This window comes from Exiguobacterium antarcticum DSM 14480 (assembly GCF_000685865.1).
Lineage (GTDB): Bacteria > Bacillota > Bacilli > Exiguobacteriales > Exiguobacteriaceae > Exiguobacterium_A > Exiguobacterium_A antarcticum.
Genome location: NZ_JMKS01000004.1, coordinates 9874 through 27096, shown reverse-complemented (window position 1 = coordinate 27096; position 17223 = coordinate 9874). Strand labels below are relative to the sequence as shown.

General features: G+C 46.9%; 14 protein-coding genes and 1 tRNA gene. All 15 read right to left on the bottom strand.

From position 1 onward, the window contains the following. Window positions 1-30: 30 nt before the first annotated feature. The 15 genes from P404_RS0110705 to gltB all read right to left on the bottom strand — a co-directional run bounded on the left by P404_RS0110705 (window position 31) and on the right by gltB (window position 16968). Window positions 31-759, bottom strand: a complete 729-nt coding sequence (locus P404_RS0110705; RefSeq protein WP_014970533.1) for an amino acid ABC transporter ATP-binding protein — start codon at window positions 757-759, stop codon at window positions 31-33. After that, a complete protein-coding gene (locus P404_RS0110700; protein ID WP_014970534.1) occupies window positions 756-1400 on the bottom strand; it encodes an amino acid ABC transporter permease in 645 nt (214 codons plus the stop codon). Before P404_RS0110700 ends, P404_RS0110705 begins: the two co-directional genes overlap by 4 nt. Before the next feature lie 36 nt (window positions 1401-1436). Beyond that, a complete protein-coding gene (locus tag P404_RS0110695) occupies window positions 1437-2201 on the bottom strand; it encodes a transporter substrate-binding domain-containing protein (RefSeq protein ID WP_014970535.1) in 765 nt (254 codons plus the stop codon). 161 nt (window positions 2202-2362) lie between these two features. Next, window positions 2363-3814 carry an IS1182 family transposase gene (locus P404_RS17540; RefSeq protein WP_051590501.1) on the bottom strand — a complete coding sequence of 484 codons (1452 nt, stop codon included), beginning with the start codon at window positions 3812-3814 and terminating at the stop codon, window positions 2363-2365. A 264-nt stretch (window positions 3815-4078) separates the two neighbouring features. After that, window positions 4079-4162, bottom strand: a tRNA-Leu gene (locus tag P404_RS0110685). A 74-nt stretch (window positions 4163-4236) separates the two neighbouring features. Next, a complete protein-coding gene (locus P404_RS0110680) occupies window positions 4237-5169 on the bottom strand; it encodes an alpha/beta hydrolase (protein ID WP_014970536.1) in 933 nt (310 codons plus the stop codon). A gap of 24 nt (window positions 5170-5193) precedes the next feature. Next, window positions 5194-5535, bottom strand: coding sequence for a hypothetical protein (locus P404_RS0110675; RefSeq protein ID WP_014970537.1), 342 nt, complete (start codon window positions 5533-5535; stop codon window positions 5194-5196). 20 nt (window positions 5536-5555) lie between these two features. Then, window positions 5556-6572: a S66 family peptidase gene (locus P404_RS0110670; RefSeq protein ID WP_026830747.1), complete on the bottom strand. Its 1017-nt coding sequence runs from the start codon at window positions 6570-6572 to the stop codon at window positions 5556-5558. Window positions 6573-6597: 25 nt separating this feature from the next. After that, window positions 6598-6945, bottom strand: coding sequence for a thioredoxin family protein (locus P404_RS0110665; RefSeq protein ID WP_014970539.1), 348 nt, complete (start codon window positions 6943-6945; stop codon window positions 6598-6600). Between the two features lie 171 nt (window positions 6946-7116). Further along, window positions 7117-7485 carry a DUF779 domain-containing protein gene (locus tag P404_RS0110660; RefSeq protein ID WP_014970540.1) on the bottom strand — a complete coding sequence of 123 codons (369 nt, stop codon included), beginning with the start codon at window positions 7483-7485 and terminating at the stop codon, window positions 7117-7119. A 22-nt stretch (window positions 7486-7507) separates the two neighbouring features. Then, entirely contained in the window at window positions 7508-9028 is a 1521-nt protein-coding gene (gene adh / locus P404_RS0110655) for an aldehyde dehydrogenase (RefSeq protein WP_026830746.1), read from the bottom strand. A gap of 208 nt (window positions 9029-9236) precedes the next feature. Continuing rightward, window positions 9237-9758: a TraR/DksA C4-type zinc finger protein gene (locus tag P404_RS0110650; protein ID WP_014970542.1), complete on the bottom strand. Its 522-nt coding sequence runs from the start codon at window positions 9756-9758 to the stop codon at window positions 9237-9239. A gap of 85 nt (window positions 9759-9843) precedes the next feature. Continuing rightward, window positions 9844-10614 carry a hypothetical protein gene (locus P404_RS0110645; RefSeq protein WP_236624379.1) on the bottom strand — a complete coding sequence of 257 codons (771 nt, stop codon included), beginning with the start codon at window positions 10612-10614 and terminating at the stop codon, window positions 9844-9846. A gap of 412 nt (window positions 10615-11026) precedes the next feature. After that, window positions 11027-12493: a glutamate synthase subunit beta gene (locus P404_RS0110640; protein ID WP_026830745.1), complete on the bottom strand. Its 1467-nt coding sequence runs from the start codon at window positions 12491-12493 to the stop codon at window positions 11027-11029. Further along, the gene (gene gltB, locus P404_RS0110635) at window positions 12490-16968 is read right to left on the bottom strand and encodes a glutamate synthase large subunit (protein ID WP_026830744.1); all 4479 of its coding nucleotides are present in this window, start codon (window positions 16966-16968) and stop codon (window positions 12490-12492) included. The genes P404_RS0110640 and gltB overlap by 4 nt, the downstream gene beginning before the upstream one ends. Between the last annotated feature and the right edge of the window lie 255 nt (window positions 16969-17223).

The window sequence follows — 17223 nt, the reverse complement described above, 5'->3', positions numbered from 1 at the left end:
AAAGAGGCAAGAAAACTTGATGGCTGTCTTTTACAAAATCTTACTTAAAAATGACTGCGTCCGTTCGTGTTGTGGAGCATCAAACAATAAGCTCGGAATATTTTCTTCAACGATAAACCCACCATCCATGAACAACACACGATCCCCCACTTCGCGCGCAAATCCCATTTCATGGGTGACGACGATCATCGTCATCCCTTCAAGTGCCAACTGTTTCATGACTGCCAGTACATCCCCGACCATCTCTGGGTCGAGCGCTGAAGTGGGTTCGTCAAACAACATGATTTTCGGATTCATCGCTAGGGCGCGGGCAATCGCGACCCGTTGTTTTTGACCACCGGATAATTCGCCCGGATAGTTATCTGCTTTTTCCCGTAATCCGACCTTATCGAGTAATTCAAAAGCGCGTTGTTTAGCTTGATTTTTTTCTGTTTTTCGAACTTTCATCGGTGCAAGTGTCACGTTTTCGAGCACCGTCTTATGCGGAAATAAGTTGAAGTGTTGGAATACCATTCCGACTTCTTCCCGGACTTTATTGATATCCACTTTCGGATCCGTGATATCGTGCGTATCGATGACGACCGTTCCGCCGGTAATGTCTTCCAACCGATTTAAACAGCGTAGAAACGTACTTTTCCCGGATCCTGAAGGTCCGATGACACACACCACTTCTTTTTCCTTGATGTCAACGGAAATATCTTTGAGCACTTCGTTTGCACCAAATGATTTTTTTAATTGTTTCACTTCAATGATACTCATCGCAGCGTAAACCTCCGTTCCAAGAATTTCGCTAACAGTGAAAGGAGATAGATGACAACAAAATACATCAGACCAACGACGGTCCAGACAATGAACGGTTCAAACGTCGTCGCCTGTTGGACTTGTCCTTGCTGTGTCAAATCCGCGATTCCGATGATCGACAACAAGGATGTATCTTTCAAGCTGATGATCGATTGATTCGTGATTGTCGGTAACATCCGCCGAAAGGCTTGCGGTAAGATGATTTGTGTCATCGTTTGCCGACCTGTCATCCCAAGCGACCGGGCTGCTTCCGTTTGCCCTTTATCGATCGATTGGATTCCGGCTCGGATGATTTCAGCAAAATACGCTCCGGCATTGATCGCAACGGTCAAAATACCGGCATACATCCGGTCCATCGATAACCATTCAAGCGAATTGAGTCCAAAATAGATGAAGAACAGCTGGACGATGAACGGTGTTCCTCGAATGACATCGATGTAGACGATGGCGATTCCATTTAAAATCTTAAGCGGTGACAAACGCATCAAGGCGACAATCAAGCCGATTAAAAACCCAGCGATGACCGCGATGATGAAAATATAGAGGGTGATCTGTAATCCTTCCAAGAAAAACGGAAACGCCGTTTTTGCGACTTCCATCAGTGACTCAACTCCCTTGTCCTTCGTTCAGATGGCTTACTTTAAATACGTGTCGACGATTTTGTCATATTCGCCACTTTCTTTCAGGTTAGCGAGTCCTTTGTTGATTTTTTTCATCAACTCTTCGTTTTCCCCTTTTAAGACAGCAATTCCATAGTTATCGCCATTCAGCCGATCGCCAACTAATTTCAGACCTAAGTTTTGTTGTTTGTTCGCATACGAAATGACAGGGTAGTCTTCGATCAACGCAGCAGCGTTTCCGTTTTTGACTTCTTGGAACATCGCTGGGCTATCATTGAATTGGGTAACCGTGATGCCTAATTTATCCGCATTATCCGTCGCGTATTTGGCACCTGTCGTTCCTTTCTTGACAGCTACTTTCTCACCCTTCAGATCATCCACTGATTTAATGTTGTTGTCGTCTTCCTTGACGACTAAAATCAAGCCCGCTTCAAAATAAGGATCCGAAAACGTGACGACTTTTTTCCGTTCCGGTGTGATACTCATGCCGGCAATTGCTACGTCCAGTTGATTCGCTTGGAGTGCTGGGATGATCCCACTGAAATCCATTGCTTCGAACTGAATCTTGAAATCCTGGTCTTTGGCAATCGCTTTGATCAAGTCGATGTCAATCCCTTTGTACGTATCCCCGTCTTTGTACTCAAACGGTGGATACGTGACATCGATTCCGACCTTGTAGGTCTTATCTTTTGATGTCTCATCCTCCGAACCGATACTGCACGCACTTAATACCAACAAACAGCTGATCAATAAAAATAAAACCGATAAATGCTTTTTCATATTGTTACTCCTCTCTTGTCTTGAAAACAGACACCTTCTTCATCTATTTTCCTCAAAATCACTTTTCTTAACACGTATTTTATCAGAAAAATGCAAATTTTACGAATAAACTTCTTAATGTCATTAATTAAATACTTTCTAAAAAAAATAAAAGCACCCTTTTATAAAGGATGCTCAGATCGTAGACAAACCCTCATTTCAACGTTGAAATGAGGGTTTGTCTTATGTAGTCGTAAAAAGTGATGTTGAAAACAAGGATTCCCACCGGAATCCCATGACCAGTTCGCCAATTTTTTGAGGTTCAGGGCACTAAAAGTAAGCATCGCTTGTAGCGTTGTTTTTTTCAGACCACGATATCGGGCCCAACGCATGCCATGCTTTTCTTTTGCGTCTGCGAAGACACGTTCGATGGTCTCCTGTCGTTTTCGATACAATGCCCGGTTCACAGAAGTATGCCGCAAATGCTCCACCTCATCCATTGCTTCCTGCCAGATATGGCGTAGGATCATTTTTTTATTCTCTTGGCTCTTCGTGCACTGTGAAAGAAAAGAGCACGACGCACAGATCGTTGGGTCAGAGACGTATTCCCGATGCCCCTCTCGATTGGTCGTCCGATAACGAAGAACTTGATTGTCGGGACACAAATAACAGTCATAGTATTCGTCGTAATAGAAGTCTTTCGTTTTGAACATTCCCTTCACCCCTCTGGGGCGTGTATAAGGAAAAACCGGTAAGATGTTTCGTTGAAGGAGATGATGTGCGAGCTGGACTGTCTTGTAAGCAGAATCGGCTACGACGGCGAATGGCTGATTGAAATGATGAGTGACGGATTCAAGAAGAGGTTCAAGCATTTTACTATCATGTACATTTCCAGGTGTGAGGATCAATCCAAGTACGAATCCGTTTCGATCACAAGCTGTATGACAAGAATAAGCGAATAGTCGTTCACGTTCCCCCTTCACGTAGTAACCACTCTCGGGATCTGTTGTACTTTCCTTGATTTCGCGTGTTTCAAGACGGCTCTCCTTGGGGGCGAAGGGCTTTTTTCCATGCAGTACCCGATCCTCGTTGACTTCCAGGTCGAGTTCTTCTTTATACTGTTGGATAGCGCGACGGACAATCTTTTTCTTCTTGAACTTCCGTTTATTTGCGTTCGCCTTGATGTGTGTGGAATCCATGAATAGGACCGAAGGGTCCACGAACCCAGCTTCGACACCTTGTGAGAGGATACGATAAAAGATGGTTTCGAACACATCCGTGTCCTGAAACCGCCGGACGTAATTTTTTCCGAAAGTAGAGAAATGAGGCACTTTCTCATCCAGTCCGATTCCGAGAAACCACCGATATGCGACGTTCGTCTCAATCTCCTTGATGGTCCGACGCATCGATGGAATACCAAACAAGTATTGGAGAAGCGCCATCTTAATCAATAAAACAGGATCGATACTGGGTCTTCCGTTATTTTCACAATACAGTTTCTCTACTAAAGGATAGATGAATTCAAAGTCCATGACCTGATCTACTTTTCGAACGAGATGGTCCTGCGGGACCAATTGTTCCAATGTGATGGTGATGTTCTCAGAACGATGATGTTGGCCTCTTTTTCCCATCATAAGAATTCCTCCTCTTTCGAATATCTATGCTAGTTGTATACCCGGAAGCGTGAAAGAAAAAGCGTTTGTTCGCTCGAAATCGCTTCCTAGGGAAAAACAAGCAGGAGCGACCCAGCAGCGAAGCGATGCGGCGCGATGCTTGTCCCAGGAAAACGATTCGAAGCGAACAAAAAAAGCGGTTCTTCCCGATTAAGAGAAAAACCACTACTTTGTCTTCAGTCTGAGCACCCTTTTATAAAGGATGCTTTTATCACTAACATGAAATGCCGCCGAGAGGACTTGAACCTCCACGGTGTTGCCACCACTAGATTCTGAGTCTAGCGCGTCTACCAGTTCCGCCACGACGACTTCTATTTATGTTATCAGAATACTAAATAGATATTTTATTGTCAACGGTTTCAGAATACTTTTCATTGTATTTCTCAAGCCTCGGTCAGAATACGACGGACAAACCGTTCGACGACGGTATCATAGGTGTCCGGATCTTCGAAATAAGCCATCGCGTGAGAGGCGTTCGGAATGACAACCAGTTCCTTTTCAGTCGGGCACGCTTCATATAATTCATAGACCATCGAAGTCGGGACAAATGTATCGGCTCCGCCATGTAAAAATAAAATCGGGACCGTTGCCCGCTTCACTTGTTTTAATGCCGATGCCTCACTGAAGAAATAACCCGCCTTGAGTTTCGTCAAGACACTGGTCATGGCCAAAAACGGGAAATGCGGCAGACGATACATCCGTTTCATTTGATAGGCGAGGACGGCATTGACGGATGTATAGGCACAGTCCGAGATGATGCCTTTGATTTGCGCAGGTAGAACTTCCCCACTTGTCATCAAAACGGTGGCTCCTCCCATGGAAACACCATGTAAAAAGATTGCGCTGTCTTGACCAAGTCGCTCAATCAAATACTCCGTCCAACACAGACAGTCTTCCCGATCATGCCAGCCGAAGCCGATGTAATGTCCCTCACTCTTACCATGTCCACGATTATCCGGCATCATCACATGAAATCCTGCTTGATGGTACAGATACGCAAAACCTGCTAAATCCGTCCCGACACCGCCATATCCGTGAACTAAGATGACCGTCCGGTTCGACGGAACGAGTGGTGGTAAATAATGTCCCCGTAATGTCAGACCATCCCGTGCCTGGACTTCAATCTGTTCCAAAGGCTGTTCCTTGATCCATGTCTGCCCCGGCTGCATCAAGCGGACCATTTCATCACTCAAGTCCCGATTGTTCGTCAAGAATGGTTTCGGATGTGTTGCGATCGCCATTTCATAAAAATAATAGCTTGCTGCAAGCATGCCCGATCCAAGCACACCTAATCCGATTTTCGTTCGTTTTCGCATCACTTCTACACTCCCCGTCACCGCTCATAAATCGATTTGTAATTGTGCCGAGGATTCAGAATCTTCCTCTTGTAACACCTGTTGGCGCAGACGATGTTCTTGTTGCGCTTTTCGGTACGCAAACTCTTGAATGAGCTCTTGTCCGGAAAAACCTTCTTCGACGATAGCCGACAACAGATCCGTTTCCGCCGTCACCATCTCCTGTGGATTACGAATGATCAACACTTCACCCACTTGTGCTAACATCAGTTCATCCTTCAATTGTAACGCATCGTAAAATGGTTCAGGTAATGTCATGCGGCGTGTCTCGGGATTGATATGAATCCGTTTATAGGCCGCTAACGATTGAAAATTTCGACTGGCCATCTTTGCCCTCCTCTTCCAGATCAACGGAATGTCATGTCTAATCTGGAATCTTTTCCTTGAATCCGTATCGTCGCCAGTGCCCCGTTCACGAGAGTCAGCTGTGGGGGTTGATGACCGATATCGAGATCATAAAAAATCGGTACCCCTGTCTTTTCACTGAGCGTTTCATAGACGTCAAGCAACGTATAGTCCTCGACAGTTTGACCCGCTGCCGTCCGGCCAAACAGGATACCTGACGCCTGATCGAACCATCCTGCCAACACCATCTGCATCAGCGAACGATGGATATCCGTCGCGCTGGCTTCCGATGCTTCGAAATACCAAAGGATTGGTTCTTCATCAATCTGGGTTTGCCAAAACTTCCTGACATCTCCATACGGCGTCCCGGCCAAGTGACGAATCGTCTCGAGGCACCCCCCGAGCAGTCGTCCTGTTGCTTCGGAACGTGTCTGATCCAATGCTTTCCACTGCGTCTCAGCATCTACATGGTACATGTACCGTGCGGGACGTTCTGCATGATTCCACTTCGTTTGATAAGAAGTCGACGTCCACTGCGTGACCGTTCCACCAGTTGGTGTCGCGAGCACACGGCGCCAGGCTGTCGTCGTCTCATCCCACTCTTCACTCCGCATCTCAAGAAAACTCGGACCATGTGCCGTAGCGATACCCGATTTGACGGTAATCGCAAACAACAGCGTACTGATATCAGAATACCCAAGAATCCATTTTTCCGGTAGCTGCGCAAAATCCAGATACGGTAATACGTCGATGGCGCGTTCTCCTCCGAACGGTGGGATGATGGCATCGATTTCCGGATTTCGTAACATGTGATTCAATTCGTCGGCTCGTGTTTCGGCAGAGGCACTTTGCGCTTTTTCTTGTGCCCAAACCGTTTGTCCGATTTCGACAGCCATTTGCCGATCCTGAAAACGAAGGGTGGCTTCTTCTAGTAATGGGTGCAGTGCTTCTGGCAATCCGGAAGACGGGGCGGTCACTCCAATCGTTTGTCCCGTCCAACCTAAAAAAGGATATCGCATGTCCTAACCTCCTCTGTAGTCATTTTTACTGTTGTTCGGCCGTTCGAACGAAGTCGCCGATTTGTTCCATTTTTCGCTTAAACGGTTCAATCGGGACGATGCGAGCTTCTCGATGGACTTCCTTTCCGTTGACGAACAACAATAAAGTAGGGGCCGTAAAGACAGAAAATTCCCCGACGATTTGAGGCACATCACCCAAATCGACACGCCCCGCTTGAAATTCAGGATGGTTTGCCAAGATCGGCTCGATTTGAGGAAATAACGAGGCACAGACGGCACAATCCGGACTAGATATGTACAAAAAACTAGCCGGTTGTCCGAGATAGAATGCTCTGACCGACTCAATCGATTTTAATTCACGGAATATCTCCATGACGGGTGACCTCCTTTTTGCTGAAATATCTTTTAATTATAACGTGTTACAGGTAATAAACAACAGATGACTCTCAACTCTGATTTTTCTAGACAGCAAACAACACCTCGAAGCCAAACGCTTCAGCGCGAGCCGCTGAGGAGTTTGGTTCGGGTGTTGAATCATTGCCCTTTATTTTTTAGCAGATGATGCCAGTTCTGCATATTCATCCGGAGTAAAGGCACGAGAACGTGTCAAAAACCTTTTCCCTTCGACACCTTCTAGTGAAAACATGCCTCCTCTTCCGTTGACGACATCAATGATCAGTTGCGTATGTTTCCAGTATTCATATTGATCTTCATGAATATAAAACGGACAGCCACCAATCGTCCCAATCCATAAATCATGATCTCCTAAAAATAAATCCCCTTCTGCAAAACACATCGGGGAGCTTCCGTCACAACAGCCACCTGATTGATGGAACATCAGCGGTCCGTGTTTCGCCTTCAGCAATTCAATCAATTCTAAACCAGCATCCGTCGCAAGCACACGTTCGACCACGTCGCCACACCCTTTCTTCAATTTAGAAGAAACCAAGTTTGTTTGGACTGTAACTGACAAGTAGATTTTTGGTCCGTTGGTAATGGTTGAGCATCATCTTATGGTTTTCGCGACCAATCCCAGACATCTTATACCCACCGAACGCAGCATGTGCTGGGTACTGATGGTAACAATTCGTCCAGACGCGTCCTGCCTCGATCGCCCGTCCGAACCGATAGGCTCTGTTCATGTCACGTGTCCAAACGCCAGCTCCTAGACCATACAACGTGTCATTCGCAATTTGTAAGGCTTCTTCTTCTGTCTTAAAGGTCGTGACCGATAGAACGGGACCAAAAATTTCTTCTTGGAAAATTCGCATCTTGTTATGCCCTTTAAAGATGGTGGGTTGGATATAGTACCCTTCCGCTAAATCCCCGTCGAGGTGGTTCCGTTCTCCTCCAATCAAACATTCTGCCCCTTCAGATTTTCCGATCTCGAGGTAGGAGAGAATTTTCTCCATCTGTTCGCTTGAAGCCTGAGCTCCCATCATGACATCTGCATCTAACGGATTTCCGAGTTTGATTGCCTTGACACGTTCAAGCACCCGCTCCATAAACGGTTCATAAATCGACTCCTCAATCAATGCCCGAGACGGACACGTACAGACTTCACCCTGATTCAAGGCAAACATCAATAATCCTTCAATCGCTTTATCGAAGAAGGCATCATCCGCCTCCATGATGTCAGCGAAGAAGATATTCGGTGATTTCCCTCCTAACTCGAGCGTGACGGGAATGATGTTTTGAGAGGCATATTGCATGATGAGTCGTCCCGTCGTCGTTTCTCCCGTAAAAGCAATTTTCGCGATCCGTTTACTCGAAGCAAGGGGTTTCCCTGTTTCGAGTCCAAATCCATTAACGATATTCAAGACACCTGGTGGCAATAAGTCTTCAATCAATTCCATCAACAACATGATGCTAGCCGGCGTCTGTTCCGCTGGTTTTAAGACCACACAGTTCCCCGCCGCGAGTGCTGGTGCCAGTTTCCAGACTGCCATCAGAATCGGGAAGTTCCATGGAATGATTTGACCGACGACACCGAGCGGCTCATGGAAATGATAAGCGACCGTATCATTATCCAACTCACCAATCGATCCTTCCTGAGCGCGAATGACACCTGCAAAATAGCGGAAATGGTCAATCGCTAGTGGTAAGTCGGCATTTAATGTTTCCCGAACCGCCTTTCCATTTTCGAGTGTTTCCGCATACGCTAACATCTCTAAATTTTCTTCCATCCGATTCGCGATTTTATTTAAGACATTGGAACGTTCTGCAACAGATGTTTTTCCCCAAGCGTCTTTTGCTGCATGGGCTGCATCAAGTGCAAGTTCAACATCTTCTTTTCCAGAACGCGCGACTTGGCATAACACTTTGCCTGTGATCGGCGTGATGTTATCAAAGTATTCGCCTCCGACGGGTGCTGTCCACTTTCCGTTGATGAAGTTTTCATACCGATCCTTGTATTGTACCTTCGACCCTTGCGTGTTTGGAATCTCATAAATCATGCTACTGTTCCTCCTTCAAAATAAAATGGCCAAGCGGCGAGAAGTAATTCCATGTATGCGCTTTCATTTTTTTCGTATGTGAAATGACCTCTCTTGTCTATCCTACCAATTTTTCGTCAAAAGTCAAAATTTTCCGACATTATCAAATATCTTTAAAATTAAAAACCGTTCACCACCTGAGGATGAACGGTTTTTAATGCTGATTGGCTTAACGGGTCGGGTCGATGCCATCCTCTTTATCAGAAGGTGTATCCGAATTTCCGAATTCACTGACTTTGCTGAAGCCATCCGTTGTACCATCAATATCCTTCCCTGTTGCCGTGACCGATGGATCAAGAACATCTTCTTCACTCGGACGCGACATCGGATCGTTGCCTTCGCGTTCTGCTTCTTCTTTTGCGTGTTCGATACAAAGGAGCGTCTCTGGGATGATATCCAGACGATCGAGTTCGATCTCTTTTCCGCAAACCTTACAGACGCCATACGTTCCATTGTCAATTGCTTGCAATGCTAGATCCACGTCGGATAACATGTCTTCCTGCATATCTGTCATGGCTTGATCGCGTTCACGTAAAAACAACTCGTCCCCCGAATCACCCGGGTGGTTATCATAACTTGATAATTCGCCCGTATCGTAATCCACTTCTCGGTTTTCGATATTCGTTTCTGTTTTTTCTTTTTCTTTAAGTAGACGTGTTTTAAAAGTCTCGATTTGTTTTTCTGATAACATCTTGTTCATCTCCAATTCTTTAGCTTCAACTTCTTCTCTAAAGGATTTAACCGAAATGAAACCATGTTAAACGTCAAAGACTCGTTCACGAACATTTATAGGAACGAATCGCTCCGTGTAAATCACAGATGACCGTCATGAATTCCTGACCGTCCTTAAAACAAATTTGATGGCTTCGTCCATTCTTCGAGGTGGAAATATCATCAATCCACAGACGATTCGCGTCGGCAGAAGATAACATCGCCACTTTATCACGGATGGAAAACAGATCGAACGGCAACAAATTCAGCGACTGAATCAATAGACCATGCTTGCGGAATAATGGATCCAATTGATAATGGGATAAGCTATACAAACTTTTTTCCGAACCGCCAATCAACAATTGAATCGAATGACAGGGTTCACGGCTATCAATCCGTTCTTTTTGTAAGATGATCTTCCCGTGCACCCCTGATCGATCAAAAATCTCTTGCATTTTTGATCGATCGATTCGGAGTGCGTCCGGTCTGACGTGGAGGACGAGGTGAGCAAACTCTGCGAAATCAGGTTTTCCGATTTCAAGCGGCGGGATATGCCGCACTTCTTCACGTTCAATCAATTCGATCAATCCACGTTCAATCGTCGCACAGACCGCTTCATCTGAATACAGACGAACATCGATGACATATTGATCAACGACCGTGTTCACTTCTAACGTGTACATGAGACTCTGATTTTTTTCCTGTTCCAACGTCAAACGATTAAAAATGAGTTGGTGTAACAGTTGAACGGGTGTATGCGATAAAAATTGACTGGTATAGACTAAGTGTTTTGTCGTGTTGGTACTGCCTGTTTTAGGTCGTGTACCTTTGCTCATATATACGTTCACTTTATAATTCAGCATAATTCCACCTTCTCTTGACTTGGAATCGGATGAGACATTAGTTCCGTTTCTATAGCGTACATCGCAAAGAAGTTAAAAAATATTCGATAACGAATATTCTAAATCTGTTATACACAAGCCAACTGATTTATGTTATAAAACTGGAAATCAACGTCGAGAAAATAGTTTTTTAACATTATGATCTAAATGATGATCAACTAAACTTTAGATCAAATTCGTAAAATCTAGATTACTGAAAATCGACCCATTTGCTTGTTTGACATCTTGAACTCCCCCTACGCTAGGACTTTGCCCTAAACGCTTAGAAGCGGAAGTATTCTCGCCTATTTTCAGATAAAAAAACGCCCGATTCCTCAACAAGAGGACCCGAACGTTTCCATCATCTTCATCCTGTTTTTTTTAGTGTCAGCAGATGGTGCTCGACCACTTCAGCAACTTCCCGTCCTTCACGGATCGCCCAGACGATTAAGGATTGTCCACGTCGAGCATCCCCTGCCGCGAATACACCGGGACGGTTTGTTGCATAGGCTGCTGCTTTAATCTTTCCATTTTCGCTATCAACCGCTAAGTGGCCCAAGACATCTTGTTCGACACCACTAAAGCCGATCGCAATCAACATCGTATCAACCGGGAAGTATTTTTCGGTCCCTGAAATGGCTCGGAATTCGATCCGACCATCTGGGTGACGGATTTTTTCGTTATGAATCGTCCAGACACCCGTTAATTGCCCGGCATCACCCGTCGTATACCGGTCAATCGCAATCAAATATTCACGGGGATCACGGCCGAACTGAACCAGTGCTTCCTCGTATCCATAATCAAGCGTATATAAGTTTGGTGTGTCGGGCCACATGTTTTCCGGTGAACGAACTTGGCCCGGCATCTCGTGTTTCCCAAACTGGACGACTGACCGGCATCCTTGACGAAGCGCCGTTGCTACACAATCGGCTCCCGTATCTCCACCCCCGATGACCAACACGTCTTTTCCCTTTGTGTCGTGAAGTGTTGTTAACGACTGCCCTGTCAACAGATGTCGCGTCACACTCGTCAAATAATCCATTGCATATCCGACACCACGACTTGGTACATCATGTAATTTTCTCGGTTCGGTCGCTCCGACACAAAGGATGACTGCATCGTACTCTGCCTCTAATTGATCCAGTGACAGATCAAGGCCAATCGTCACGCCGGTCCGAAAGCGGATTCCTTCTGTCTCCAGTAAACGGACACGTCGGGCGACGATCTCTTTCGACAACTTCATCGCCGGAATCCCGTACGTCAGCAATCCGCCAATCTGATCCTCCCGTTCGAAAACAGTGACCTGATGACCTGCCTGGTTCAATTGATCGGCTGCGGCTAAACCAGCTGGTCCAGAACCAACGATGGCAATCCGGTGTTGACTTCTGATTGCCGGGATACGTGGTTGGACCCATCCTTTTTCAAATCCGATATCGATGATCGTCCGTTCGATCTGCTTAATCGTAACGGCCGGTTCATTAATCGATAACGTACACGACCCTTCACACGGGGCAGGACACACCCGACCCGTGAACTCAGGAAAGTTATTGGTTTGTTGAAGCCGCCCCAGTGCCTCTTTGAAGTTTCCTTGTTCCACGAGGAGGTTCCACTCTGGAATCAGATTGTAGACGGGGCAACCGATTTTCACTTGACCGTACGTTTCCCCGACATGGCAAAAAGGTGTCCCGCAATCCATACAACGACTTGCTTGTTCTGACGCTTCCGCTTCTGTGAAGCGTTCTTTATATTCGTTAAAATCCCCGATTCGTTCACTACTATCCCGTTCCTGGCCGGACTGGCGAGGAACTGACATGAATTGATCCCGTCTATTCATTTTTTACCTCCTGTTCCGCGTCCAATATGCGTCTCAAACGCAAGTAACATCGCTTCTTCCGTATTGTGTCCTTGTTGTGCGTAATCTGCCATCAGTGTCGTCACCGCTTGATACGTCGTCGGTATGACACGGATGAACGAGCTGAGCACATGATCCCAGTTCGCAAGGACCGCATGACCTTGTTCGCTGTTCGTTCGCGCAACATGTCGTTCGATGAATGTTTTCAACCGGGTCGCTTCTTCCGGATCCGTGACAGCTCCCATCGTCACAAGTTCCAGATTGACCCGCGACCGAAAACGTCCTGGGTCTTTCGGCAAAACGTAAGCAACACCACCCGACATGCCGGCCGCAAAGTTCAGCCCGACATCCCCTAGAATGACGACACTGCCACCCGTCATATATTCAAGACCATGATTTCCGATTCCTTCGACGACTGCTGTCGCCCCGCTGTTTCGAACAGCAAACCGTTCACCGGCTTGACCGTTGATATAGAGTTCTCCGCTCGTCGCTCCATACAGGGCGACGTTTCCGATGATGACTTGATCCGAAGAAACAAAACTGGACCGAGGCTGTGGACGGACGGAAATGATTCCTCCCGATAACCCCTTGCCCACATAATCATTGGCATCACCGATGACTTGTAGCGTCATTCCCCGCGGCAAGTAGGCACCTAAGCTTTGACCCGCGGATCCGGTTAGGTTCAGCGTCAAACGATCAGCCGGAAGCCCCATCGCACCGTAGATTCTACTCAAACGTGCTCCCGTATTCGTTCCGATGGCACGGTCCGTATTGGTGATATCAAACGCATACGTCTGCCGTTCCGTGAAGGATTGATCCGTCACGAGTGGTTCCAACTCCCGTCCGTCAAACGATGCAGACAGATGATGCTGTTGATCCTGTCGTTTCGCCGCTTGATAGTCCGGCATGACGAACAGGCGGGACAAATCGAGACTCGCGGCTTTCCAGTGTGTCGTCAACCGATCGGAGGTTTGCAACAAATCCGTCCGACCCACGAGCTCTGACAAACTCCGGACACCGAGTTGAGCCAAATATTCACGTACTTCTTCCGCTACGAATTCCATGAAGTGCACGACATGATCCGCCGTTCCCGTAAACTTCTCACGTAATTTTGGATCTTGCGTCGCGACACCCACAGGACACGTATCCAGATGACAGGCCCGCATCATGATACAACCGACGGCGATCAACGGGGCTGTCGCAAATCCATACTCATTCGCCCCTAACATTGCTGCAATCACGACATCGCGCCCGGTTAACAGTTTACCGTCTGTTTCCAAGACAACACGATCCCGAAGTCCGTTCAATGCAAGGGTTTGATGGGTCTCGGCTAAACCCAGTTCCCATGGTAAGCCGGTATGTTGAATGCTCGTTTTAGGTGACGCACCTGTTCCACCATCATGTCCACTGATGACGATGACATCGGCGAGCCCCTTCGCAACACCAGCTGCAATCGTCCCGACACCACCTTTGGCGACCAGTTTGACGCTGATCCGGGCGTGATCGTTCGCCCGTTTTAAGTCATGAATCAACTGCGCTAAGTCCTCAATCGAATAAATGTCATGATGTGGAGGCGGGGAAATCAAGCCGACGCCCGGCGTCGAGGCACGGACGCGCGCAATCCAGGGATACACCTTTTCACCAGGCAATTGACCCCCTTCACCTGGTTTCGCGCCCTGAGCCACCTTGATTTGTAATTCATCCGCATGGACGAGGTAATGGCTCGTCACTCCGAACCGACCAGATGCAATCTGTTTGATACGGCTCATCCGGGAATCACCATTGGCATCTCGTTCGTATCGTTCTTCTTCTTCCCCGCCTTCACCACTATTACTTTTCCCACCCAATCGGTTCATCGCGATCGCTAATGTCTCATGTGCCTCTTTCGACAACGATCCGTACGACATCGCTCCCGTCTTGAAGTGCTGGACGATGGTACTCACGGGTTCGACTTCATCGATCGGAATCGGTGCCGTCTCTTTGAACGTCATCAAATGACGTAAAAATGTCGCCGGTTCCTCTTGAATCTGAGCAGAATAGCGTTTAAACAAATCATATCGCCCAGTTCGACAAGCATGCTGTAATAAGTGAATCGTCGCCGGATTAAAGGCGTGATGTTCCCCGTCATGCCGATAACGGAACACGCTTCCCGACTCAAGATACGTCCGCTGAATACCTTCTTCATGCTGACGGACCGCTTCTTGTTCAATCAAATCAAGCGATAAACCATCTAACTGGGAAACGGTTCCCGTGAAATATCGATCGATGACCTGTTCTGAAATTCCGATGGCTTCGAAGATTTGCGCCCCACGGTAACTGAAGACGGTCGAAATCCCCATCTTGGACATGACTTTGACGACTCCCTCCGTCACGGCCGCTTGGTACCGTACTTCATAATCCGTCATCGTCTCACCTAACGCATCCTGTAATGTCGCATACACCAAATATGGATGAACAGCATCGGCACCATAACCAATCAAGGCTGCAAAATGATGGACTTCGCGGACTTCGCCCCCTTCGATGATCAAACTGACTTTTGTTCGTAACCCTTGACGAATCAAATGATGATGGACCGCACTCGTCACAAGAAGAATCGGCATCGGGACCGCTCCCGGACGAACATTCCGATCGGACAGGATCAATAATTCACACCCGCTCTGAACAGCATGGACGGCCTGATCGAGTAAGTTCTCAAGGGCCTCTTCTAGCTGACCATCAAATAAGGTCGACAGTGTTTTTTGGACCAGTGTTGTTTGTTTTAATGCAGCTGCTTCAGTCGGTCGTAAAATCGGTGAAGCCAGACGGACCCGTCGGCAGTTTCGACGATTCGGTGTCAACAGTTCTCCCTGCTGACCGAGCCAGGTCATCGTCGAGGTGACAATCTGTTCCCGCAAGGCGTCAATCGGTGGATTCGTTACTTGCGCAAATAACTGTTTAAAATAGCGGAACAATGATTGTGGCCGTTCACTCAAGACCGCTAACGGGATGTCCGTTCCCATCGCTCCGAGCGGGTCTTTTTTCTCCACTACGAGTGGAATCAAATACTGATCAATATCTTCACGCGTATAACCAAATAAGCGCTGTAAAGTGCCTACATCGTCGACTTCTTCTGAAGAAACGGTCGTCGATAACGAAATCCGTTCTTCTGCCAACCATTCCGCATACGGATGGCGCATCGCGAGCTCCCGTTTGACTTCTTCATCTGAAATCAATTGTCCGGAAGCAAAATCAAGTAATAACAATTCTCCAGGAATGAGCCGTCGTTTAAATAAGATGTCACTTTCCGCGACCGGTAGCACACCGGACTCAGAAGATAACATGAAATGACCATCACGCATCATCATGTAACGCGCCGGTCGTAAGCCGTTTCGATCAAGCGTCGCTCCGATTTGCTTTCCGTTTGTAAAGACAATCGCTGACGGACCATCCCACGGTTCCATCATGCTACTGTGGTATTCGTAATAGGCCCGTTTTGCCGGACGAACCTCTGCATGCTCAAACGGCTCCGGTACGAGCATCAATGCCGTCTCTGCTAACGTCAGACCGGACAAGTATAAAAACTCGAAAGCATTGTCGAGCATCGATGAATCGCTACCTGACTCATCGAGAATCGGTAAGACGTCTTCCGCCCGGCGACCATACGTCGTTTTTGCCAAACTATTTTCACGGCTCCGCATGGCTCGGATATTCCCTTGTAACGTATTGATTTCTCCATTGTGAATCAAATAACGATTTGGATGGGCACGTTTCCAGCTCGGAAACGTATTTGTGCTAAAGCGCGAGTGAACAATCGCAAAACCGGACTGATACCGTTCGTCTCGAAGATCATCAAAGTACAACCCGAGTTGATCGGTCGTTACCAACCCTTTATAGACAATCGTTTCGCTCGAGCTACTCAACACATATTGTTCGATTCCTAACTGATCTGCTTCTCGCTCAAATAAACGGCGAATCAGAAATAACGTCCGTTCGAAAGCCAATCCTTCGACCTTTTTGGCCTCGATAAAACATTGACGAATGACCGGTTCCGTTTGGCGGGCTTTTTCCCCGATGACTGTACTCGAAACAGGGACCGTTCTCCATTCAATCAGTCGCTGCCCCTCGGATAAAATAATCGATTCCAATGCACGCTCCAGTCGTTGTCGCAATCGATCTTCTCGCGGAAGAAACATCATCATCACACCATAATCCCCACTCTGGGGTAAGCTGATATTGCGTAACGTCTGTCGGAATAATCGATCCGGAAGCTGCGTCAGGATTCCTGCTCCGTCTCCTGTTTTGGCATCACTGCCTTGCCCCCCTCGGTGTTCCATCTGACACAACATCTTCAGGGCATTTTGAACGATTTCATGACTCGCTTGTCCAGTCCGATGGGCGTAAACACCGATTCCACATGCATCGTGTTCCTGTTTCGGATCATAGAGTCCCTGACGTTGCGGCATTTGATGAAATGACATATTACCACGCTCCTAACCGTTCCTAGTTTTCTGTATATTCAGTTAAAATATACTTTACACGTTTTTATGTTTATTCGCCACCATGTATATTTTTCGATCCACGAAATGAAAAGACGTTGATGGACGTCCTATCAATCATGATAACGCTTACATATGGATGAATAATTTTTCTGAATTCTTTTTTAATGAAAACCTTTTTGAAACCGTATTTATTTTTGCGCGAACTGATTCTTCCATGGTATTTTTAAAGAGTAA